This is a genomic window from Sphingomonas sp., from assembly GCF_050725575.1.
In the GTDB taxonomy this organism is placed as follows: domain Bacteria; phylum Pseudomonadota; class Alphaproteobacteria; order Sphingomonadales; family Sphingomonadaceae; genus Sphingomonas.
In genome coordinates, this window is sequence record NZ_JBOHHW010000060.1 from 1 (window position 1) to 18,194 (window position 18,194).

General features: G+C 64.3%; 11 protein-coding genes and 1 tRNA gene. 10 read left to right on the forward strand and 2 right to left on the reverse strand.

Going from position 1 to position 18,194, the window contains the following annotated elements; all coding sequences use genetic code 11:
• Window positions 1-826, reverse strand: an 826-nt coding sequence (locus ACRECS_RS24465; protein WP_431585581.1) for an RtcB family protein, incomplete at its 3' end; no start/stop codon positions are given.
• A gap of 47 nt (window positions 827-873) precedes the next feature.
• Window positions 874-950 (reverse strand) — tRNA-Pro (locus ACRECS_RS24470).
• Window positions 951-1,216: 266 nt separating this feature from the next.
• Between ACRECS_RS24470 and rtcR the strand changes: the two genes are divergently transcribed.
• From rtcR to ACRECS_RS24520, 10 genes are all read left to right on the forward strand, one after another.
• Entirely contained in the window at window positions 1,217-2,809 is a 1,593-nt protein-coding gene (gene rtcR, locus ACRECS_RS24475; RefSeq protein WP_431585582.1) for an RNA repair transcriptional activator RtcR, read from the forward strand.
• A 249-nt stretch (window positions 2,810-3,058) separates the two neighbouring features.
• The gene (locus ACRECS_RS24480; protein WP_431585583.1) at window positions 3,059-5,848 is read left to right on the forward strand and encodes a TonB-dependent receptor; all 2,790 of its coding nucleotides are present in this window, start codon (window positions 3,059-3,061) and stop codon (window positions 5,846-5,848) included.
• 28 nt (window positions 5,849-5,876) lie between these two features.
• On the forward strand, window positions 5,877-6,146 hold the full coding sequence (locus ACRECS_RS24485; protein WP_431585584.1) for a hypothetical protein: 270 nt from the start codon (window positions 5,877-5,879) through the stop codon (window positions 6,144-6,146).
• Between the two features lie 83 nt (window positions 6,147-6,229).
• A complete protein-coding gene (locus tag ACRECS_RS24490; protein WP_431585585.1) occupies window positions 6,230-9,547 on the forward strand; it encodes a family 78 glycoside hydrolase catalytic domain in 3,318 nt (1,105 codons plus the stop codon).
• Complete coding sequence (locus tag ACRECS_RS24495) at window positions 9,544-11,064, forward strand: carboxylesterase/lipase family protein (protein ID WP_431585586.1); 1,521 nt, start codon at window positions 9,544-9,546, stop codon at window positions 11,062-11,064. The genes ACRECS_RS24490 and ACRECS_RS24495 overlap by 4 nt, the downstream gene beginning before the upstream one ends.
• Window positions 11,061-11,975, forward strand: coding sequence for an alpha/beta hydrolase (locus ACRECS_RS24500; protein WP_431585587.1), 915 nt, complete (start codon window positions 11,061-11,063; stop codon window positions 11,973-11,975). Before ACRECS_RS24495 ends, ACRECS_RS24500 begins: the two co-directional genes overlap by 4 nt.
• Window positions 11,972-13,570, forward strand: a complete 1,599-nt coding sequence (locus ACRECS_RS24505; RefSeq protein WP_431585588.1) for a tannase/feruloyl esterase family alpha/beta hydrolase — start codon at window positions 11,972-11,974, stop codon at window positions 13,568-13,570. The genes ACRECS_RS24500 and ACRECS_RS24505 overlap by 4 nt, the downstream gene beginning before the upstream one ends.
• Before the next feature lie 3 nt (window positions 13,571-13,573).
• On the forward strand, window positions 13,574-15,286 hold the full coding sequence (locus tag ACRECS_RS24510; RefSeq protein WP_431585589.1) for an AMP-binding protein: 1,713 nt from the start codon (window positions 13,574-13,576) through the stop codon (window positions 15,284-15,286).
• Window positions 15,283-15,609 carry a hypothetical protein gene (locus ACRECS_RS24515; RefSeq protein ID WP_431585590.1) on the forward strand — a complete coding sequence of 109 codons (327 nt, stop codon included), beginning with the start codon at window positions 15,283-15,285 and terminating at the stop codon, window positions 15,607-15,609. Before ACRECS_RS24510 ends, ACRECS_RS24515 begins: the two co-directional genes overlap by 4 nt.
• Window positions 15,606-18,161 (forward strand): glycoside hydrolase family 3 C-terminal domain-containing protein, encoded by a 2,556-nt coding sequence (locus tag ACRECS_RS24520; RefSeq protein WP_431585591.1) that lies wholly within the window; start codon window positions 15,606-15,608, stop codon window positions 18,159-18,161. The genes ACRECS_RS24515 and ACRECS_RS24520 overlap by 4 nt, the downstream gene beginning before the upstream one ends.
• Window positions 18,162-18,194: the final 33 nt, after the last annotated feature.

Below are 18,194 nucleotides of genomic sequence, written 5' to 3' on the forward strand. Positions count from 1 at the left end.
CTCCCAACTCGGCGTCGAACGGCTTGGCGATCACGCCGCGGATCGCGCGGATGACGTTGGTCATCATCATGCGGCGGTTGAGCGCCGCATAATCCTGCGCCCAGCCGACCGCCTCGACATAATCGTCGAAATGGTCAGTCCCTTCCGGGAAATAGGCCAGATCCTGGTCGGGCAGGTTGATGTGCCATTTGCGCATGTCCTGCTTGGCCAGTTCGATGAAGAACGTCCCGATCGCATTGCCCACGCCGCGCGACCCGGAATGGAGCATGACCCAGACCCGCTGCTCGGTATCGAGACACATTTCGATGAAGTGGTTGCCCGTGCCGAGCGTGCCGAGATGCACCAGGTTGTTGGTGTTCTTCAGCCGCGGATATTTCGCCGTGATCGCCTCGAACCGGGCGAACAGAGTTGCCCATGCCTCGACGATCGCCGGCGGCGGATCGCCCCATGAACCAGTGTCGCGTTTCGTGCGTCCGACCGATCGGCCATGCGGCACGGCACGTTCGATCGCCGCGCGCACGCCCTCGAGATTGTCGGGCAGGTCGCTGGCGACGAGCGAAGTGCGCGCCGCCATCATCCCGCAGCCGATATCGACCCCGACCGCGGCCGGGATGATCGCGCCCTTGGTCGGGATCACCGAGCCGACGGTCGCGCCGATGCCGACATGCACGTCGGGCATCGCCGCGACATGCTTGAAGATGAACGGCATCTGCGCCGCGCGCGCGAGCTGCGCGCGCGCCTTGTCGTCGACCGGCACGCCGCGCGTCCACATCTTGATCGGCACGCCACCCTCGACATGCTGGTAATCGAAATTCGCTTCGGTCATCATCACTTCCTTGCTGCGTCCAGCCGCCGGGGCGGCTCGCTATCAACTGGTCAGGGTGGCTGGATTTGAACCAACGGCCCCCGGTTTCCAAAACCGGTGCTCTGCCTGTCTGAGCTACGCCCTGATATCTCATCTGCGGCGATCCGGGGCGGCCGGCCCATTCCGACCGCCCCTGCCGCGCCGTCCCGCTGGATGTTCGACTAACCAGCATGACGTGATAACTATTGCAGCAGGCGTGCCAGTTCAGGGGGCGTCGCGATTAAAAATTTGTATCGTATTGATATGTAGAGATAATACTGCCTCGCCTTTGGCGAGCGTACATCGCATGGCCGTGTGATGGGCAAATGATTTTTGATAGATGATGCTCGTATTTTATCCTATAGGATAATAATGAAATCATTAGTCGTCATCGGATTTCTCGGCTCGACGCTCGATTCCGGCAAGTTCGGCCCGGAACGCTGGAACAAGTGGCGGCCGTCGGTCGGACTCGCCATGCATGAGGATCTGCGCATCGATCGTTTCGTCATGCTGCACGGCACGCCGCATATTCGGCTCGCGCAGCATATCGCCAAGGATATCGCGAGTGTGTCGCCGGAGACGACGCTCGATCGACACATTATCGATTTCCACGATCCATGGGATTTCGAGGAGGTTTATGGCAAACTGCTCGACTTCACGCGCAGCTATCCGTTCGATCCCGATGTCGAGGATTATCTCGTCCACATCACCACCGGTACGCATGTTGCGCAGATCTGCCTCTTTCTGCTGAGCGAGGCACGTTACCTGCCCGGCCGGCTGCTGCAGACCCAGCCGCATCGCGGTGCGCCGAGCGGCGCGCCGGGCAGCTGGAACGTGATCGATCTCGATCTGTCGCGCTATGACAGTATCGCGACGCGCTTCGCTGCGGTCAGTGCGGAAAGCACATCGTTCCTGAAATCGGGTATCGACACCAGAAATGCCGCATTCAACCATTTGATCGACGAGATCGAACAGGTGGCGGTGCGTTCGACGGCACCGGTACTGCTGATGGGCCCAACCGGCGCGGGCAAGAGCCAGTTGGCGCGGCGCATCTATGAATTGAAGCGATCGCGGCATCAGCTGAAGGGGGCGTTCGTCGAAGTGAATTGCGCGACGCTGAAAGGCGATGGCGCGATGTCCGCGCTGTTCGGGCACAAGAAAGGCGCGTTTACCGGGGCGGCGGCCGACCGGCTCGGGCTGCTGCGTACTGCCGACACCGGCATGTTGTTCCTTGACGAGATCGGCGAGCTTGGGCTCGATGAACAGGCGATGATCCTGCGCGCGATCGAGGACAAGTGCTTCCTGCCGGTCGGTGCCGACAAGGAAAGCGCGTCCGATTTCCAGCTGATCGCCGGGACCAATCGCGATCTCGGCCGCGCCGTCGCGGAAGGACGGTTCCGTGACGATTTGTTCGCGCGGCTCAATCTATGGACCTTTGCGCTGCCCGGACTGGCTGATCGGCGCGAGGATATCGCCCCCAATCTTGATTACGAACTCGACCGCTTTGCCGAACGCGAAGGGAGCCGTGTCACCTTCAATAAGGAGGCGCGCGATCGCTATCTTGCCTTTGCTGCAGGGCGAGCCGCCTTGTGGCAGGGCAATTTCCGCGATCTCGCCGCCAGCGTCACGCGCATGGCCACCTTCTCGCCCAAGGGCCGGATCGATGTCGAATGCGTCGATGCCGAGATCGGGCGTCTGGCGCGCCTGTGGAGCGCAGGCAGCGCGGGGCAGGCAGACGATCTGGATGATCTGCTCGATCCGGGGATGATCGAGGCATTGGACCCGTTCGACCGCGTGCAGCTTGCGCATGTCGTCGCGGTCTGCCGCCGTAGCCGGTCGCTGTCGGAAGCCGGGCGCACCCTGTTCGCCATGTCGCGGACGCGGCGCGCCTCGGCAAACGACGCTGATCGCCTGCGCAAGTATCTCGCGCGTTTTGGACTCGAATGGTCCCAACTCGCGGGCTGAGTCGCGGCGGCCATTGATCACGAGAGTTTTCGTCGGTTTTCGGGCGCTGCAACGTGGGATCCTACGATCCTTACCCTCTCGTAATGATCGAAAATGATCGTTGACGTGATCGTGAAAGAGCAATAATGCTTGGAGCTGACAAGAGAACGGTTGTCAGCATGAAATTGCGTTGACCGGACGCCGGAGAAACCGGCGCGGCAGTCAGCGGTCACGATCGGGCGCGATGGCCCGGCGATTGGGGAGGATAAGATGATCAAGCGGCCTGAGACTAATTCGGTCCTGTCACCAGCGACTTACGCACTGCGTGCCGGCGTTTCCGCCGCGGCGGTCGCGATCGCCGCGATGGCGGGCCCGGCCTTTGCGCAGACCACACCCGCACAACCGGTTGATGGTGCGCAGATCGATTCGGCCTCCGGCAATCAGGAAGTGATCCTCGATCAAATCGCGGACGAGGGCGATATCATCGTAACCGGTACTCTGCTGCGCGGCGTTGCGCCGGTTGGCACCAATGTGGTCAGCGTGAATCGCGAAGATATTCTGAAAACCGGTGCAGCGTCCGCCAACGACCTGCTTGCGAACATTCCCCAGGTGGGTAATTTCGGCACGGTGCCGGTCGGCACGGGATCGTTCGCCTTGCCAATCGTTCGGCCGAACATCCGTAATCTTGCGGCGGCGGGCGGCAGTTCGACGCTGGTGCTGCTCAACGGTCACCGCATGGTCGGTGCCGGCGTGCTGCAGACCACGGTCGATCCCTCGGTCCTGCCACCGGAAGTCATCGACCGGGTCGAGGTGGTGCCCGACGGCGGTTCGGCGATCTACGGGTCCGACGCGATCGGCGGCGTCATCAACTTTATCACGCGCAACCGCTTCAATGGTCTCGCAGCGAATATCCGCTATGGCTTCGCTGATAATTACCAGACGATCGACGGCAGCCTGACCGCGGGCAAGGACTGGGGCAGCGGGTCGTTGCTCGTCACCTATGCCTATGCCTGGCATGACAATATCCAGAACCGCGATCGCGACTATACCAATGCGGACCATAGCGGCCGCGGCGGGCAGGATTTCCGCTCGCAGGTCTGCTCACCGGGGAATGTGATCGACAATCCCCTCAATCCCCTTAGCGGCGTTCCAATCCTGTCTTTCCTGCCGGGGAACATCCCCTATGCCATGCCCGGGTTGGTTCGGGGCGCTGTCAACAAATGCGATACCAACGCCAATTCGGATTTCTATCCGCGTGAAGAGCGTCACACGGTGTTCGCGTCGCTGACGCAGCATCTTTCGGATCATGTCGAATTCTCGGCGACCGCTTATTGGTCGCGCCGCGATACGACGACACTGACGCAACAGCCGGGCATCACGGGCTTGATCTGGGGACCATCGATATTCGGGCCGCTCGGGCCGATAAATCCCTATTTTCATGGCGTCAGTCTATCGCCGGTACAATCCGTCTCCATCTCGTTCGATGACGTGTTCGGTCCGACGGTAACGAGCAAATCCCGTTTCGACTCCTATGGCGTGACGCCGAGCTTCAAGTTCGATCTCGGCCATAATTGGCAATTGCGCACCGAAGCGAATTTCGGGCGCAGCGATAATCTGGTCCTCGACAACACGATCAACACCACGGCGGCGACCAATGCGCTCGCCGGGCTCACGAAGGACACCGCCCTCAATCCCTATAATCTGAAAGAGACCAATGCGGCAGTGCTTGCCGCGATCCGTGATTTCCAGAATTATGGGCATGCCGTGCAGGAACTGGCCGAAGCGCGGGTCGTGCTGGATGGGTCGCTTGCGCGGCTTCCCGGCGGGGACATCCGTCTCGCGATCGGCGGCGAATATCATTATGAAAATCTCCGGTCGCAGATCAGCCAAAGTCCGCGCGGCGATCTTTCCAACTCCATCAGGTCCTTCTCGTCGCGTAACGTGAAGTCGGCCTTTGCGGAGTTGCTGATCCCGATCTTCGGGGCGGACAATGCTGTGGCCGGGCTGCGCCAGCTCAATCTGTCGGGGTCGATCCGTCATGACGGTTACAGCGACCAGGGCGGCTCGACCAATCCCAAGGTCGGGGTGACCTGGAAGCCAGTGGATCAGCTGACCATTCGCGGCAATTATGGCACGTCATTCCACGCGCCAAGTCTCGCGGATACGACCAGCACATCGGATTCGCGCGCGCAGATTCTGTTGTTCAGCCCGTTCCGCGCAGGCGGCAGCCCGACCGCCGAATTAGGGCGTCCCACGATCGTCCTTGCCGGCGGCAACCCCGCCCTGAAACCGGAAACCGCCCATACCTGGTCCGCCGGTTTTGACTGGAAGCCGACCATCGCCCCTGGGCTCGTCGTCAGCGCAACCTATTACAATGTGAACTTCAAGGATGCGATCCAGGTTCCGCCGTTCACGTCGCCGATATTCTTCTCGAATCCCGGCTATAAGAGCTTCTACACGCTGAACCCGACACTCCAGCAATCGCTGGCGGCGGTCGGGAGCTTGCCGCTGAATGGTGCGCCGAGCATCCAGTCATTGTACGCACTCGGCGGGCCTTATGTATTGATCGATGCACGTCGCAACAATATCGGCGCGATCAAGGTCAGCGGCATTGATTTCAATGTGAATTATCTGCGGCCGACCGGCTTCGGTTCGATCAATCTGGGTGTCAGCGGCACCTATACGCTGAGCCGCAAGAACCAGGCGGTGAAGGGGGATCCGTTCAGCGATGAATTGAAGAACGGCACCGGACGGCTTGCGCTGGTGGCAAATGCCGGCGGCACGATCGGTGACTTCACCGCATTGGCCAAGCTGAATTATCGGGACGGCTACCCGATCCTCGGCCTGCCCACCCAGTCGCGGATTAGCTCATTCACGACGGTCGATCTGTTCTTCAGCTATGCGCTGCCGGACAAGGGCGCCCTGAAGGGGACGATGCTGACGCTCAACGTCGACAATGTGTTCGATCGCGACCCACCCTATTCCGACACGCTGGCCGGCTACGCCAATGGCAGCACGCTCGGGCGGCTGGTCTCGGTCGGTCTGCGCAAGAAGTTCTGAACCCGTGTGATTCAAGCAGGAGAGTGACATGAAACTCGGACGTCTGATGATTGCGAAAAAACTGCCCCGGACATTCGCCGGGTTGATCGCGGCGCTGATGGTGTTTGGGGCCGGTCTTGTCCCGGGCACGGCGCTGGCCTTCAGCCCGCCATCGGCGGCAACGTTCAACTATGGCATGACCGCTTATGGCTATCAGTTGATTTCCATCGACACGGTGTTCTGTGACGGAACCTTTCAGCACGCGCAGTTCCTCTTTGGCGTGATCACCTATACCGAGACGCAAACCTACACGTGCTGACCTTTGCCCGGCCGCCATTCCAGCAATGGGATGGCGGCCGGTTTGACGTTATTGTTTCGAGTTCAGTTTCTGAGGAGAGGCGAGTGCGGCGCCAGCCGGCCTATCGTGTAACGAGCGGCAATCCGCATATCACCGGCGGCCGTCGTTACCGGTTGTCGGCGTTGTCTGCCCTGTGTTTCGCGCTGATCGGCGCGAACGGCCACGCTGCCGCGACGACCGATGCGCCGGATGCGCTGCGTGTCGAATATAGCGCCGCGCCGCTGGGCCTCGACGAGGCTGCACCACGCCTGTCCTGGCATGTGCCGGCAGCGCGCCAGACCGCCTATCGCATCCGCGTCGGCGACAGTGAAGTCGCATTGGCGAGTGACCGGGTGCTGTGGGACAGCGGCAAGGTCGTGTCCGCCGCCAATGTCCAGATTGCCTATGCCGGTCCGGTGCTGAACTCCGGCAAACGTTATGTGTGGCAGGTCCAGACCTGGGATGAGGCCGGCAAGGCAAGCGGCTGGAGCGCGCCGGGCTGGTGGGAAATGGGTTTGCTCAAGCCCGCCGACTGGACGGCGCAGTGGATTTCGGGGCCGAAGCGCGCTGATCATGACTGGCGCGATTTCACTTTCACCACTGACCTGACGCTGACCGGCAAGTCAGTTGACCTGCTGTTCCGTGCCCAGCCGATCGGCAAGACCTATGGCGAGGCCTATGTCTGGACGCTCACGCAGACCGACAAGGGACCAGCGCTGATCGCGCAGGTCCGGCATTATCCCGGCGGCAATTCCTCCGCGGTCAAGGTAACCGAGCTCAAGCGCGTGGCGCTGCCGGCGACGGCGCTCGGCGACGGGCGACATGTCGTGTCGATCACGGCGGCGGGCGACCGCCTGACCACTGCGATCGACGGCGTCACGGTCGATACGCTGACTGACGCATCGGTCGCGCATGGCACGATCGGCTTCACCGCGAAGGAGCCCGGGGCTGCGATCGTCCACCGCGTTCGGGTTACCGGCGCGGCGCCGTTCGAGACCCGGTTCGGCGCCAACGACAATGCCTTCACCGGCGGCGACGTGATGAAAGACGGGCTGGTCGTGCCGGGCGGCGTGCCCAAGGTCGATATCGTTCTGCCGATCGAAGCGCCCGCCCCGCTGGTGCGCCGCGCCTTCTCCCTGCCGGCCAAGCCGATTGCTCGCGCACGGCTCTATGTCGCGGGCGCGGGCTGGCCGCGCCTCAGCCTTAACGGTCAGGTGATCGGCGCGTCGGCAATGGCGAGCGGTTACACCGCTTATGACAAACGCGTGCTCTACCAGACCTATGATGTCAGCGCTGCGCTGCGCCCCGGCGCCAATGTGATTGGCGCGGAACTCGGGCGCGGCTGGTACGGGCTGACCGAGCCCAATGAATGGTATTGGCAACAGGCGCCGTGGCATGGCGATCCGGCGATCCGCGCGCAGCTCCAGATCGACTTTGCCGACGGATCGAGCCAGCGTGTCGCGACCGATGCGAGCTGGCGCGCCGCCTTCGGGCCGACCCTGGCGGACTCGATCTATCGCGGTGAGCGCTATGATGCGCGGCTGCATCCGAATGGCTGGGACAAGCCCGGCTTCGCCGACCGCCGCTGGGCATCCGCGCGCGTGGTAGACGGGCCGGCGGGAACGCTGGTCGCCGCTAATGTCGAGCCGATCGCCCCGGTTGCCGATCTCAAGCCGGTCACGATCAAGCAGGTCCGGCCCGGCACCTGGGTGCTGGATTATGGTCGTATCATTGCCGGCTGGCCGGCGCTGCGCGTGTCGGGGCCGCGCGGCCAGACGGTGTCAATGCTGTCCAGTGAACGCATCGGTGCCGATGGCCTGGTCGTCCCGGCGGCCGGGCTGATCGACGCGCAGCTGCAGACCGATCGTTATACGCTGGCGGGCGGGGGCGTGGAGCAGTGGGAGCCGCGCTTCGGCTATCGCGGCTTCCGCTATGTCCAGCTCGACGGCTTTCCCGGTACGCCGGGCCCTGATGCACTGACCGCGCGCATTGCGCATAGCGCGGTGGCTGCGACCGGCGAGTTCCGCAGCAGCAATGCACTGCTGATGCAGATCGACGCCGCCGCAATCGCAACGATCCGCAACAATATGCACGGCTTCCAGACCGACACGCCGACGCTGGAGAAGAATGGCTGGACCGGCGACGCACAGGCATCGGCCGGGGCGGCGGCGCGCAGCATGGATGTCGCGCGCGTCTGGACCAAATGGCTCGGCGATTTCCGCGACGCGCAATCGGCCAAAGGCGAGATCCCCGAGATCGTGCCGGCGACCCCGCTCTATGGCTATGAGAACAGCCCGGGCTGGAATATGATCTGGGGCCCGACGCCGCCTTGGGACGTGGCGACCATGATCCTGCCCTGGGAACTCTACACCACCTATGGCGACAGCCGCATTCTGGAACGGATGCACGACACGCAGGCGCGGCTGGTCGATTATACCGGCGGGTGGTTCAAGGCGCCCGACTATCGCCGCGAAGGCTTTGAGCTGAGTGAATGGTCGTCGCCCGGCGCGGCCGATTTCGTCAATCAGCGCGGCGGCGGGGTCGATGCGGTTGCCAGCGCTTATTATTTCCTTGAGGCCGATCTGCTGGCGAAATCATCGGCGGTGATCGGCAAACAGGCCGATGCTGAGCGCTACGGTACGCTCGCCCGCGCGATCCGCGATGCGTACAACCGACGCTATTGGGATGGCACCGCACGCCATTATCGCACGGCCGACGCGAAGGGCGTGGCGGGCGCGCCGACTCAGATCCAGAATATCCTGCCGCTGGCGATGGGCATGGTGCCGGATGGCGCGGAACAGGTGGTGGCCGATACGATCGCCGCCGATGTCGAGAAGAACGGGCTGCGCACCGGTGTCTATGCGACGCGCTATCTGCTCGAGGTCCTCAGTGACTATGGCCATCCCGATCTCGCCTATAAGGTGGCGACGCGCACTGACGAGCCGAGCTGGGGCTGGTGGATCAAGAATGGCCACGGCAGCATGTTCGAAAGCTGGAGCCTCGAAAGCCGCTCGCGCGATCATCATTATTTCGGTTCGATCGCTGACTGGATGCGCCAGCGCCTGGCCGGCCTGCGGCCTGGCCAGCCCGGCTATGCCAGCGTGCTGGTGCGGCCGGAAATCCCTACCGGGCTCGCCTCGGCCAGCGCAACCATGGACACGATCCGTGGCCGAGCCGCGGCCGAGTGGACGGTCGAGCATGGGGTAATGACGCTGACGGCCGAAATCCCTGCGAATACCAGTGGCGAAGTCTGGGTGCCAATGCGCTTCGGGCCGGTGCGGAAAGCCGCAAATGGTGCGACACTGGTCCGCACCACCAACGGTTTTGCGGTCTATGCGGTCGCGGCCGGGCATCATGTCTTCGAGGCGGGAGCAAGCCAATGAGTTTCGCGCGCGGTTCTCTATTTGCTGTGTTGATGGCGTCCTGCACCGCCGTTGGCGCTCAGGCTCAGACCGCTCCTGCCGCTACCATCGAAACCGGTGCGCTGCAGGGCCTGACGGCGGACGGTATCGCGGTATTCCGGGGCATTCCCTATGCGGCGCCACCGATCGGCGACCTGCGCTGGCGCGCGCCCCGGCCGGCCGCACCTTGGGTGACGCCGCGCGACGCGACCCAATTCGCCAATGATTGCCCGCAGACCTGGATGCCGAGCGATGCCGCAATGAGCGGCCAGCCGATGAGTGAGGATTGCCTTTACGCCAATGTCTGGACGCCAAAGCTGGGCAAGCAAGCGAAAGGCCTGCCCGTCATGGTGTGGATCCATGGCGGCGGCTTCGTCAACGGATCGGGTGCGTCGCCACCCTATGACGGCGTGCGGCTGGCGAAGCATGGCGTGGTGGTGGTCAATTTCACCTATCGCATCGGCCGGCTCGGCTTCTTCGCGCATCCCGCACTGACCAGGGAAGCGAATGGCGCGCCGACCGGCAATTGGGGCCTGATGGACCAGATCGCCGCGCTCAACTGGGTCAAGCGCAACATCGCCGCGTTCGGTGGCGATCCGGCGCAGGTGACGATCTTCGGTGAATCCGCCGGTGGCGCCTCGGTCAACCGGCTGATGGCCTCGCCGCTGGCGCGCGGCTTGTTCATCCGCGGCATCGCCTCGTCGGGCGGCGGGCGCGACAAATGGCCCGACCTCGCCACCGCCGAGGCCAAGGGCGTTGCTTTTGCCAAGTCGGTCGGGGCGGGTGACGATGTCGCGTCGCTGCGTGCGATCCCGACCGATGTCGTGCGCGGCAAGATCGGCCTGCTCAACAATGAAGAGGCGACCTTCTCCGGCGGAATCACCGACGGCCAGATCGTCACCGACAGCGTCGACGCGATCTTCGCGGCGGGCAAGGAAGCGCGAATCCCCTATATCGTCGGCGCGAACAGCGACGAGCTCGGTTTCCTGCCGGCGCCGTTCAAGGGGCCCGCCACTGCCGGCATCATCAAGCCGCTTGGCGATGTCAGCGCGGTGCGCACCGCTTATGGCGCATCGTTCGACGATCGCATCGCCGGTGACGTGGTGTTTATCGAGCCGTCGATCGCGCTCGCCCGGCGCCACGCCGCGAACGGCAACCCGACCTGGGTCTATCGCTTTGGCTATGTGCCAGAGGCGAAGCGCGCCGAGTTGAAGGGGGCGCCGCACGCCTCCGACATCAACTATGTGTTCGACACGCTCGATGCGCTGAAGCCGGCGCCGAGCGCCGCCGACCGCGCTGCTGCAGCTTTGGTATCGACCTATTGGAGTGACTTCGCCAGAACCGGCGACCCCAATCGCAAGGGCGCGCCGCGCTGGGACCGCTACACAGCCAAGGCGCCGGTCGCGCTGCATATCGGCAATAGCGACACCCTCACGCGCCCTGCCGCTGACGCAGGCCTGGATGCGCTTGCGAAGCTTCGTGATGGAGAAAAGAAATGATGCGCCGTTCCATCCTGGGTGGGGCCATCGCGCTCGGTCTGGCCGCGACCTGGAGCCTGGCCGCCTGTGCAAGCGCCGGTACGCCGACGACGATCGACAAGAAAGTGATCCCGCTCTGGCCCAAGGGCGCGCCGGGCAGCCTGCCCGACATGCCGGCCGAGGTCACCGAGTTGCGCGCATCCAATCCGGGCACGATCATGCGCAACGTCACTGCGCCGGGACTGCTGGTCTATCCGGCCGATCCGAAGATCGCCAACGGCACCGCGATGATCGTCGCGCCCGGCGGCGGCTTCCATATCCTCAGCATCGAGAATGAGGGCATTGCCGTCGCCAAATGGCTCAACAGCCTGGGCGTGACCGTGATCGTGCTGAAATACCGGCTGATCGCGACCGGCGACGATGTGCAGACTGCGCTGATCGGCCGGCTGCTCAACCGCTCGGCGATGATGCGCGCGGTCAACCCGCTGCAGCCGCTGGTCACCGCCGATGGCGAGCAGGCGGTTCGCTATGTGCGGGCGCATGCCAAGGAGCTGAAGATCAAGCCGAATCGCGTCGGACTGATGGGCTTTTCCGCCGGCGGCGCAGTGTCGGTCTGGACCACGCTGGCCAATCATGCCGACAGCCGCCCGGATTTCCTCATTACCATCTATCCCGGACTGATCGCCGGTCATGCGGCGGTGCCGGCCAATGCGCCGCCCCTGTTCGACCTGGTCGCCGATGACGATCCGATCGTCCGTCCGGAGGCCGACGAACTGCAACAGGCGTGGAAGGCCGCGGGCGCGGATACGACCTATGTCACCGTGCCGAATGGTGGCCATGGCTTCGGCATGGCCAAGACCGGCAAGGCCTCCGATGTCTGGCCCGAACGGCTGCAACAATGGCTCGATGCGAAAGGATATCTCCGCAAATGACAGGTTTGAGCCCGAGATTGGGCATCGCATTGCTTGGTGGTGCGGCCATGGGCATGGCCGCGGTCGCTGTGCTGGCCCCGGTCGAAAGCGTCCGTGCCGCGCCAGCCGGATCGTGTGAGTCACTGACTGGCCTGACCATCGCCGATGGCAAGATCGACAGCGCCGTGATGGTGAAACAGGGCGAGGCAATCACCACTGAGGCCGGCAAGCCAGGCCTGCCCGCCCCCGCCGCTTTCTGCCGCGTTCATGCGGTGCTGAAGCCGACGCCGCGTTCGGAAGTGAAGATCGAGGTCTGGCTGCCTGAAGGGGCGGCCTGGAACGGCAAGCTGCTCGGCGCCGGCAATGGTGGTTATGGCGGCACCTTGACGCTGCCCGCGCTGACGATGCGCACCGGCATTGCCAAGGGCTATGCCGCGACCGGCAGCGACATGGGACATCTCAGCAACGACGTCGATGCGAAATGGGCATTGAACGAGCCCGAGAAGATCGTCGATTTCGGCCACCGCGCCAATCACCTCGCGGCTTTGCTCGCCAAGCAGGTGGTCGGTTCCTATTATCCGAAGCCGCTTGCCGCCGCCTATTTCCATGGTTGCTCAGATGGCGGGCGCGAGGCGCTGAATGAAGCGCAGCGCTATCCGACCGATTATGACGCGATCATCGCCGGCGCGCCGGCCAATCCCTGGACGCGGCTGATGACCGGCTTCATGGCCGATCACCGCGCCGCGTTCGGCAAGCCCGACTCGATCATTCCCAATGCCAAGCTGAAGCTGTTGCAGGCCGCGTCGCTGGCGAAATGCGATGCGGCGGACGGCGTCACCGACAATGTCATCGACGATCCGCGCAAATGCGGCTTCGATCCGGGCGTGCTGCAATGCAAGGCGGGCGACGCCGCCGACTGCCTGACCGCGCCACAGGTCGAAACCGCGCGCGCGCTATATCGCGGCCCGGTCGATGCGAAGGGCAAGTCGATCTTCCCCGGTTATATGCCCGGCGCCGAGGCTGTGGCCGGTACCTGGGATTTGTGGCTGACCGGCGCGAATGCACAGCATGGCCGCTTCGGGACCGAATTCTACCGTTACATGGTCCATGCGAACCCCGCCTGGCAGCCGACCGATTATGATCCGATCGCCGATCCCAAGCTGGCGGCGAAGAAGTTTGCCGGCATCCTGGACGCTAACACTGACCTCAGCGCCTTCTACAAGCGCGGCGGCAAGCTGATCCTCTATCATGGCTGGTATGACGCCGCGATCCCGCCGGAAAACACGATCAATTACTATGAGGAAGTGAAGCGCACCCAGCGCCAGGCCGCGTCGTCGACCCGGCTGTTCATGGTGCCCGGCATGTCGCATTGCCTGGGCGGCCCAGGGGCTACCGGCTTCGATCCGCTGACCGCGCTTGACCAGTGGCGCCAGGGTGGTCCGGCACCGGAGCAGATGGTTGCGACCCGCTACGACAATCCGATCTTCGCCTATTTCGGCTTGCCGGCCAAGGCGCTCGGCACCCGGCCGCTCTGCGCCTATCCCAAGGTCGCGCGTTGGAAAGGCACGGGGTCGACTGACGATGCGGGCAATTTCGACTGTGTCGCGCCGAGCTGAGCCATGTCCGTACCGCTGTCTGAACCGCTCGCTCTTGCTCATGTCCATGGCGCCGATGCGCCTCGGCTGATCGAACACACGATCGGCGACGCGCTGGCCATCGCCGCGCGTCGCTGGGGTGAGCGCGATGCATTGGTGTCGGTCGCACAGGGCATTCGCTGGAGCTTTGCGGAATTGCTCGAGCGGGCCGATGCGCTGGCGGCGGGGCTGATCGCGCTCGGCATGGCGCGGGGCGACCGGATTGGCATCTGGGCACCCAATTGCGCGGAATGGACGCTGACCCAATTCGCCGCAGCGCGCGCGGGATTGATCCTGGTCACGATCAATCCCGCTTACCGCGTCGAGGAAGCCGGCTTCACCATTGCCAAGGTTGGGCTGCGCGCTTTGGTCGTCGCGGCCGAGTTCAAGACCAGCGACTATGTCGGCATGGTCGAACGGCTTTGCCCGGAATTGCCGGCAGCGGCGCCCGGGCGACTGCACTCACCGGGACAGCCGAGCCTGGCGATCGTCGCCAAGATCGGCGGCGATGCGCGTCCCGGCTGGCTCGACTTCGATGCGATCGCCGGCCACGCCACGCCGGCGGACCATGATCGTCTCGCGCAGATCGGGCCGACGCTCGATCCACGCGACGCGATCAATATCCAGTTCACCAGCGGCACCACCGGCCTGCCCAAGGGCGCGACGCTGTCGCACCGCAATATCCTCAACAATGGCTCTTTCGTCGGCAGCGCGATGGGCCTGGGGCCGGAGGATCGCATCTGCATCCCGGTGCCGCTCTATCATTGCTTCGGCATGGTGATGGGCAATCTGGCGAGCATCACTCTGGGCGCAGCGATGGTCTATCCCGGCCCCGCCTTCGATCCGGCGACGGTGCTGCGCGCGATTGAGGCCGAGCGCTGCACCGCCCTGTACGGCGTGCCGACCATGTTCATCGCCGAGCTTGCCGAACTCGATCGTACGCCCGTCGACCTTTCATCGCTGCGCACCGGCTGCATGGCGGGGGCAAGTTGCCCCGAATCGGTGATGCGCCAGGTGATCGAGCGGATGAACATGCGCGATGTGACGATCGCCTATGGCATGACCGAGACCAGCCCGGTCAGCTTCCAGACCGCGATGAGTGATGGCATGGACGCACGGGTCGGAACGATCGGGCGAGTCCAGCCGCATCTCGAATGCAAGCTGATCGACGCCGCCGGCGCGATTGTTGCGACGGGCGCGACCGGCGAGCTGTGCACGCGCGGCTATTCGGTGATGCTTGGCTATTGGGACGATCCCGATCGTACCGCCGACGTGCTCGATGCCGATGGCTGGATGCACAGCGGCGATCTCGCGGTGATCGATGCGGATGGCTATGGCCGCATCGTCGGCCGGCTCAAGGATATGGTGATCCGCGGCGGCGAGAATATCTCACCGCGCGAGATCGAGGAGTTTCTCTACCGCCATCCGTCGGTCGAGGACGTGACCGTGGTCGGCGTTCCCGATGAGCGCATGGGCGAGGAGCTTTGCGCCTGGATCCGCTTGCGCGAAGGCGCCGCCGGTGACGAGGACGAGATCCGCACTTTCTGCCGCGGCCGCATCGCGCACTACAAGATCCCGCGCCATATCCGTTTCGTCGATGCTTTCCCGACCACCGTGACGGGCAAGATCCAGAAATATCTCATCCGCGAGGCGATGGTCGCCGAGCTCTCCCAATCCCAGGAAAAGGAAGTCCTATGAAATATGCTGCCGCGCTGATCGCGCTCTCGATCGCCGCCACCGCTACCGCCCAGACTGCGCCGGCACCCGCCCCCGCGACGCCGGCCGCTCCGGCTGCTCCGGCCGCGGGCGCGAAGTTCACGCTCGATACGCCGCTTGCCGATATCGTTGCCGATCCGGCGGGCAAGGCCGTGATCGACAAGGACCTGCCAGGTCTGACCTCGCTCGAGCAGTTCGACACGTTCAAGGGCGCGAGCCTCAACCAGGTCGTGCCGTTCTCGAACGGCGCGCTGACGCCCGAGAAGCTCGCCCAGGTTGCTGCCGATCTCGCGGCGATCAAATGACGATGCGGGTTTTCCTGTCGCGGACGGCGTTGCTTGTTTCCTGCGCTTTGATTGCAACGCCCGGTACCGCGCAGGATAAGGATCGGATGCTGTTCCGCGATCCCGCCGCGTCGGTCGAGGCGCGGGTCGATGATCTGATGGCCCGGCTGACGCTGGAGGAGAAGGTCTCGCTGATGGCCGGCGCGACCGGCATGACCGGCCAGGCTGTCCCCCGGCTCGGCATTCCCGAGGTCAAGATGACTGACGGGCCGACTGGCGTGCGCTCGCCCGAGGGGCAGCCGGCGACTGTCTTCCCGGTCGGCGTGGCGATCGCCGCGACATGGAATCCGGCGCTGGCGCAACAGGTCGGCGGCGCGATCGCCGAGGAAGCGCGCGGATATGGCGCATCGGTGCTGCTCGCGCCGACCGTCAACATCGTGCGCACGCCGCGCTGGGGGCGCAATTTCGAGACCTATTCGGAGGACCCTTGGCTGACCACGCAGATTGCGCTTGGCTACGTCCGCGGCGTGCAGGACAAGGGTGTCGGCGTCTCGATCAAGCATTTCGCCGCCAACAACCAGGAAACCAACCGCTTCTTCACCAACTCCGCGGTCGATGAGCGGACCATGCGCGAACTGTATCTGCCCGCCTTTGAAACGGTGGTGAAGACGCTCGATCCCTGGTCGGTGATGGCGTCGTACAACAAGCTCAACGGCACTTATGCGGGCGAGAATCGCTGGCTGCTGACCGATGTGCTGAAGACCGAATGGGGCTTCAAGGGCTTTGTCGTGTCGGACTGGGGCGCGACCCACACCACCGCCAAAGCGATCAATGCCGGGCTCGACCTGGAAATGCCCGGCCCGCCGCAGCATTTCGGCGCCAAGCTGCTCGCCGCCGCGAAAGCGGGCGAAGTCTCCGCGGCGCAGATTGACGAAACCGCGCGGCGCATGGTGCGCCTGATCGTGCGCAGTGGCGTGATCGAGGGTGCCGCGGGCACCGGAGGCAAGGTCGGCGGTCCGGCACATGCCGCGATCTCGCAGCGCGCCGCCGAGGAAGCGATCGTGCTGCTCAAGAATAGCGGCGTGCTGCCGCTCGATCCGTCGATCCGGACACTTGCGGTGATTGGTCCCAATGCCGCCAAGACGCGCATCCAGGGCAGTGGCAGTTCTGCAGTGCAGCCGTTTGACGCCATCGCCACGCCGCTCGATGCACTCCGCGCGGCGCTGCCCGGCGTGACGATCACTTTTCAGCCCGGCGTCGACAGCGAGGAAGTGCCGCCGGCGGCGGACGCGACGATGTTCAGCCCGGATGCCGGCCGCAGCCGGAAGGGCCTGATGCAAAGCTATTATGCCACGGCGGATCAGTCGGGCGCGCCGGTCGCGACCGATGTTGCCACCGCTTTTCTGAAGCGGATCAGCGGCAATGTCGCCGGGCCGCAATCGGCCAATTATCTGTCGCTGCGCTGGGAAGGGCTGTTCTGGGCACCGGTGTCCGGTCGCTACGAATTCAGCATTCGCGGCACTGGCAAGGGCAATCTGCTGTTCGACGGCAAGCCGCTGATTGATGCATCGACCCCTGCAGTCCCCGACAATCGCGACGTGATCGGCTTCCCGGTCGGACGCCGTACCGTCGCGGTCGATCTCGAGGCGGGCAAGGCCTATCCGATCCGGCTCGACTATGCGAACGGCAAGTCGATCTATGAATCGCTCAATTTTGGCGTGCGCGTCCCGCGGCCATCGCTTGACGCGGCGGTCGCCGCGGCGAAATCGGCGGACGCCGCGATCGTCATTGTCGGCTCGAACAGCCTGACCGAAGGCGAGGGCTATGATCGCAGCTCGATCGACTTGCCGGGCGACCAGGACAAGCTCGTCTCCGCGGTCGCCGCCGCCAATCCGAAGACCGTGGTGGTGGTCAATGCTGGTGCGGCGATGACCATGAAGTGGAAGGACGAGGTGCCGGCGATCGTCGATATGTGGCTCACCGGCCAGTCCGGCCCGGCCGCATTGGCAGGCGTGCTGACCGGCAAGGTCAATCCGTCAGGCCGGTTGCCGGTCACCTTCCCGGCGAGCGATAGCGATGATGTGATCAAGGTTGAGGCGGGCACCAGCACCTATGGCGAAGGCCTGCTGGTCGGCTATCGCAGCTTCGACGCACGCGCGGTAAAGCCGCTCTTCGCCTTCGGCCACGGCCTGTCCTACACCAGCTTCGATTACGCCAGGGCGGTCGCACCGGCGCGGATCAAGGCGGGCGGCACGGCGAAGGTCACGCTTGATGTCCGCAACACCGGCAAGCGCGACGGGATGGAGGTTGTGCAGCTCTATGTCGCACCGATCGATCGTGCCGCGACTGAGCCGGTCAAGCAGCTCAAGGGTTTCGCCAAGGTCGCAGTACCGGCCGGCGGCGTGAAGCCGGTCGCGCTGACGCTCGATCGCCGCGCCTTCGCATCCTATGACGTGGCGACAAAGGCGTGGATGGTGCGGCCCGGCCGCTACCGGCTAATGATCGGCGCGGCATCGGACGATATCCGCGCGGTGAAGGAGATCGAGATCACCGGGACTGCCCGGGTGCCCTGACTCCGGGACCGGGACCTAGGCATCTCGCCGGCG